The organism is Candidatus Hydrogenedentota bacterium, from assembly GCA_019695095.1.
In the GTDB taxonomy this organism is placed as follows: Bacteria; Hydrogenedentota; Hydrogenedentia; order Hydrogenedentales; family SLHB01; genus JAIBAQ01.
In genome coordinates this window covers 1-5,258 of record JAIBAQ010000294.1, presented here as the reverse complement: position 1 = coordinate 5,258, position 5,258 = coordinate 1, and the positions used below count along the sequence as shown (strand labels likewise).

Annotated in this window: 5 protein-coding genes; 1 reads left to right on the top strand and 4 read right to left on the bottom strand. The window is 56.9% G+C overall.

All coding sequences use genetic code 11. The features are described from left to right. On the top strand, positions 1 to 336 hold a 336-nt coding region (locus K1Y02_25085), incomplete at its 5' end, for a hypothetical protein (protein MBX7259655.1). Between the two features lie 32 nt (positions 337 to 368). Here the strand turns inward: K1Y02_25085 and K1Y02_25080 are convergent. From K1Y02_25080 to K1Y02_25065, 4 genes are all read right to left on the bottom strand, one after another. Further along, the gene (locus tag K1Y02_25080) at positions 369 to 1,454 is read right to left on the bottom strand and encodes a metallophosphoesterase (protein MBX7259654.1); all 1,086 of its coding nucleotides are present in this window, start codon (positions 1,452 to 1,454) and stop codon (positions 369 to 371) included. A 65-nt stretch (positions 1,455 to 1,519) separates the two neighbouring features. Then, complete coding sequence (locus tag K1Y02_25075; protein ID MBX7259653.1) at positions 1,520 to 3,676, bottom strand: hypothetical protein; 2,157 nt, start codon at positions 3,674 to 3,676, stop codon at positions 1,520 to 1,522. Positions 3,677 to 3,717: 41 nt separating this feature from the next. Further along, complete coding sequence (locus K1Y02_25070; protein ID MBX7259652.1) at positions 3,718 to 4,395, bottom strand: hypothetical protein; 678 nt, start codon at positions 4,393 to 4,395, stop codon at positions 3,718 to 3,720. Positions 4,396 to 4,472: 77 nt separating this feature from the next. Then, positions 4,473 to 5,003, bottom strand: a complete 531-nt coding sequence (locus K1Y02_25065; protein ID MBX7259651.1) for an ORF6N domain-containing protein — start codon at positions 5,001 to 5,003, stop codon at positions 4,473 to 4,475. Between the last annotated feature and the right edge of the window lie 255 nt (positions 5,004 to 5,258).

Here is a 5,258-nt window from a genome sequence, read left to right as displayed (position 1 = left end):
GAGCTTGTACGATACGTGCCCGCCGTGTTTGTTTCGTACGCGGGGATCGGTCTGTTATCAACAGCAATGGGCGTTGTATTTCGCCGCACTCAGGTTGTGCTCACCGTTACCGTGTTGCTCCTCGTGCTGAGCTACCTGACTATGCCTGGCTTTCAGTTTCATCTGCTTCCGTTTTCCGACATCATTGTCGAAACCAACATGAATTTGCTCCCGTTGGGCAATGGCATAGTGCCGCTTGAGGCCCCAGTTTTCACCCGTGCGATGGGGATGGCTACGATCTGCGGCGGTATCCTCTACGCAATCGCCGCAGCGGTCTTCTCCAGGAAGACGTGGTGATCGTCAATGTGTCTGTTTGTGAGAAGAACTGACTAGACCGGCTGACCCGCCGCCGCCTTCTCCAACTGATCGGCCTTGCGCTTCTCTTCCGACTTGTCGATGCGCTCGCTTGGTCCGGGTGTCCACCGCGTGCCATTCGGAAGGACAGAGCTCCAACGGTATTGACCCGTTCCGCAGTCGAGCTCAATAAGTTTCCCACCCTTGGTGAGCGTCATGCCGCCATAGCCGCCCCAACCGGTAGCCCTGCCATAGACTAGCTCGACACCGTCCAGTACGCCGGAATAGTCATTCACGTGATCGTGGCCGCAGAAGCAGGCTCGCACACCGAATGATTTCATCATCGCCAACGCCGTGCCGTCTTCTTTCTCGATGCATTGCGGTTCCGCATAGAACCCGCGCGCAATTCCCGACTCCCACACTTCTTTGTATTGGTTGATGGGGATATGAAATGCGGCGAACCGTCCGGGCGCCTGGCCGCCAGCACGTGTGTTCAACGCTGTTCCCACGTGCTTTAGCTCCGATTGCGGTCCAGCGCACAGCCCGTCTTTCTCTGTGTTCAAGCAGAGGATTTGCCACACGGCACGGCCCTTGCCGTCGGTCAATTCGACGGCGTACGCGCCGTTCGTGTCCGCACCGCGATATAGCGACTGTTTCGCTTCGGTTATATATCGGTGTCCGACAGAGAAGTCCGGCAACTGATCGTGATTTCCCCACGTGAAAGCCCAAGGAACGCCAAAGGCCGCGCAGAAGTCGATGCTCTGTTGCATGAATTCTGCCGTGCGTTCGATGGGATTGTCGGGCCACAGGTCGCCGGTCACCAGAAGCATGTCGGGACGAGTCATATCGATGATCGTCTGTATCTCGTCGCATGTCTTGCCGTTCAGACGCCCACCCGCATTGAGATTTCTGTTCCCGAAGAAGTGCAGGTCCGTCACCTGGAGAATGCGAACCGACGCAGGGTTCTTTACGCGTAATCGGGCGAGAAACGGCGGATCCGATTCGGCCGCTTTCTGAATTGTGGAATGCGACAGGCTCGCGCAGCCGGCAGTTCCCAGGGCCGCGGCCATGCCCGCTGTCGCCTGCAAGAAACTGCGTCTGCTGATCCGCTTCTTAAACATATTTCGTGATCCCTTTCGCTTAATACGCAACCGAATGCTGCAGGCCCTGGAATTCCGTGACCGGATTATTCCCCGATGAGTCCGTGGACACGGCCCAGGTAATAGGCAAGCATGAAGGGCACCCCCTCGCGGAGCCGCGTACCGTTACCATCGTACGACAGGGCCCACGGATTCAAGTCCCAATAGATCTCGTGCCGCTCATCGATGGGGAAGACTTCACCGTCGCGCCGTCTTCCGGATGAGGTTGGCGCTCCTGTTTCGTCGAGAAAGGGGAGCATATCCAGCCGGTGCGCGTTCGACATCGGCCAATCCACGAGATCGAGAGGGTAGCGTTTCAAGGTGTCAATACTGTCTTCGTAATTCCGCGCGGGCATGGTCAGATCGATTTCACCCCAATTGTCCTTGCGAACTTTTCCGTTGCAGCAGGCGGCGTATATGAAATTGAAGAATGGATTTCGCTCGCGCTTCTCATAGAGCCAGTGCGTGCGAATGGCCTGCTGGAACATGCTCAGCAGTTTGGGGTCTTTCTCGTAGCGAACGAGATGATAGTAATTCATGAACGACATGTTGTCGTCGGGCTGATGCCACGGGCCTTCAGGAACAGGCACGAACTTGGGATTGTTCATCCCGTTCATGGCATAGCCTTCATCGATTGCCAAGTGGAGCAGCGCCTCCCGGTACTTGACGTCTCCCGTGACGTGATGCGCGATCGTCAGATACGTGAGAATGCTCAGCGAGTCCAGGCCGCGCTCCCCATACCAGTATTCGTTGCGGTTCATGTCATCCGGACTGAAATGGGCCCACCGTGTCGGCTTTCCGTCATGGTCCACGAGATTGTAGCCGTGGTCGATGATGTGATTCATGATGCGCCGAACCACTTCGCGAACCGCATCCTTTTCCGCTTCTGTCTTGCAGACATTGTCGAAGTACGCGGCGTACCCAAAGAAATGACCGTCCAACTCATCCGAACTTGAGTCGTTTTTCCAGTACCACTCGCCTGTGGCGTCCACGGGCCAACGAGGTTGAATGATCTTCCAGAGCGAATCGGCCTTTTGGCGGCGCTGGTCGTAGGCAAGGTCGAACTGCGGATTGGGATCAGGTTCGGACGTCGGTTTCACCGCGCGCGCTATAAATCCTTTGGGCGCCGGATGCGATCCGCCCTGCGTCACTTCGCTTAGAAACGCCAAGGCGCGGAATGCGTTCGCCGCATCGCGCTTCATCTTTTCGTTCCCGGTCACGGCGTACCCGAAACTCACGGCTCCCAGATACAACCCCGTGAAATGACCGTCGTTGTCCGTGAACACGGGCGTAGCCGTGCTCTTGTCGCCCGGCTTGGACATTTCCGCGGGATCCACGTAGCCGTATCGGGTCCGCCGGTGATACTTCTCGATTTCGTCCTGGTAGAACGCAGCCTTCTCTGCGAGCGTCATGGGCTTGCGGGCGATGCATGATACGCCTGCCGCGGTCGCAAACCAGGCATTGCCGTCCGCGTCGACTGTGACATCCCGTACGTGATTGTCGAGCAGCCATCGGCGTCCTTGACGGAACTCCCAGAGGCCGTCTCGGTAATGAATGGCCCCGTTCGTCGTGCCAAACCAAACACTGTCAGGGCCGGCGGCCATGCACGTGAAATCGTTGTACGGCAGCCCATCGACGCCGGTGAAGAGTAACCAGTCTGCTTTGCTTACGCGGCAACCGACGCCTTGCGGCGCGGCAAACCATAGTCTTCCGGAAGCATCGTACGCCACAGCCCGCACGTCGACCGGCGCCCATCGCACCGCGCCTTGTTGCGGCAGGGCGAGACGCCAGGATGTTCCGTCGCCAAGATAGAGACCCTTGTCGGAAGCGACGGCAATCTCGCCGTTGCGGGTGGCTGTTGCGCGTATCTCAATAGTCCCGTCTGCCGCATTGCGCAGACTGGCTACTTGCGCTTCATCCAGTTGGTTTCGGGATGGAATCACGCCACTTGACAACGCGGCCGGTTGCCATTGCTCTCCATCACACTGAGCCGTGCCCTTGGCTGTCTGCGCGACAGGTTTCCCCTGCGCGTCAATGCCAACGCGGGTGACATCATTGTCTGGCAGCCCTTGCTCAGTCGTGAACGCGCGGTGGAATTCCTGCTGATAGGTGCCTACCGCGACCGGCAGTGAAGCCGGTGCTTCGGCAGCGAGCGCGATACCCATGGTCGTTAACGTTGCTGTAAGAAGTAGTACGAATCGCATGAAATAGATCCTTCCTCGTTCGGCGGCGGCACGGCAGGAGTTTACGCGATGAGCGCGCGCGTGGCCAATGCGATGGATTGATTCAGTCGTCGGACTCCGGGCAGCGTGATAGATCCTCGCGAACTAAAGACGACCGCGGAAATGCCTTCAATCGGGTGCCTGAAGTCAACCCGAGTCTCATTTCCGGCGAGCCAGAACATGCGCCATCCAACGTTACTGTGTGACACTGACGCGATGTCTTCTCGCTGAATCTCAAACTCAACGCCATCGCCTGACAGTCGCAGGCCTTCGGCGTCTATGCGCAATAGGCCCAAATCGTCCGCATCCTCAAGCCATCCGACGATGCCTGTAAATCGTCTCGGCAAGAACCGAACTTGCACGACGAAACCATCAGGACCGCCGAATCGCGCTACGACGCGTCTCGCACCAGAGAGCCACGGCATACAGTAAAACGCGAGAAATGAAATCGGAAGCATATATGCAAACAGTGCCATCAGTGCAATCAGTCTTATTGCATGCCATGAATAGCTTCCGAAGAAGCCGAGGTATCCCAAGACAAACGGAGTCCACTGGATGAAAGATTTATGAAGTATCGGAAGAGACGCAATATACAACGCGACGGGAATCAACTGATAGTACAATTGCCAGAGCACTTTTTCTCTTGTGCGAAAGAAGGTAGGCTCGCGGAACTCGATGTAGCTTTCTTCAGAATCACCCACGGTACCCCCCTGCCCCCCGGCGTGAGCTGACTTGGTCTCGTGCAACACTTCAGTTGACGGCAACGCCGTTGCGGGCATTATGTTTGTCTTTCGCCCCCCCTCGCAAATCCAATTGTGCGTTTTTTCTTCGGCTCGGGCGGAGTCATAAGCTGGTGAATGGCGTCGAAGACGACTTTGAATTGGGCATCGTACTTCTTTTCGAGGGCCGCGAGCTTGCGGGATAACGCCTCGTTGGAGGCGAGCAGGGACCGCAATCGCACAAACGCACGCATTATCTCGATGTTGACCTGGACCGCACGCGGGCTGCGCAGCACGCTGGATAGCATGGCCACGCCCTGTTCGGTGAAGGCACGCGGGAGCTTTCGGGTACCACCCCAACTTGAACTTCCAAAATGGAACTTCAAGTTTGTGAAGTCTTCTGGAGTTAGTCTGACCATAAAATCGGATGGAAACCGGTCGATATTTCTGTCGACGGCCTTGTTTAAATTACCCGTTGTGACTCCGTAGAGTGCGGCCAAATCCTTGTCTAGTATGACCTTCTGATTCTGAATGAGTAATATTAAGCGCTCGATGCGTTCTGCCGGAATTAGCGAATTGCTGTCTACCATCCCCCGGAGTCCCCTCTTGCTGACAGAGATCATTCTACGCGCGAGCGCGTAGCTCAGTCGTCGGATGCCGAAATCAGTCGTAACACTGACATGGTAAGAATAGAGCAATATTGATACAGCTGCAATGCCGAGGCGGCTAGATCTTTGCCACGTTCAGCAGGCGGTCGGCGGCGGCGAGGCCGGAAAGGGCGGCTCCTTCGATGCGGGGGCCCCCGAACGCATCTCCCGCGAAGATGATGGGCGCTGGTTCGGCAA

Excerpts from the sequence above, each read along its gene's own strand:
- K1Y02_25075 (MBX7259653.1), bottom strand. The coding sequence starts at position 3,676 with ATGCGATTCGTACTACTTCTTACAGCAACGTTAACGACCATGGGTATC.
- K1Y02_25080 (MBX7259654.1), bottom strand. The coding sequence starts at position 1,454 with ATGTTTAAGAAGCGGATCAGCAGACGCAGTTTCTTGCAGGCGACAGCG.
- K1Y02_25065 (MBX7259651.1), bottom strand. The coding sequence starts at position 5,003 with ATGGTAGACAGCAATTCGCTAATTCCGGCAGAACGCATCGAGCGCTTA.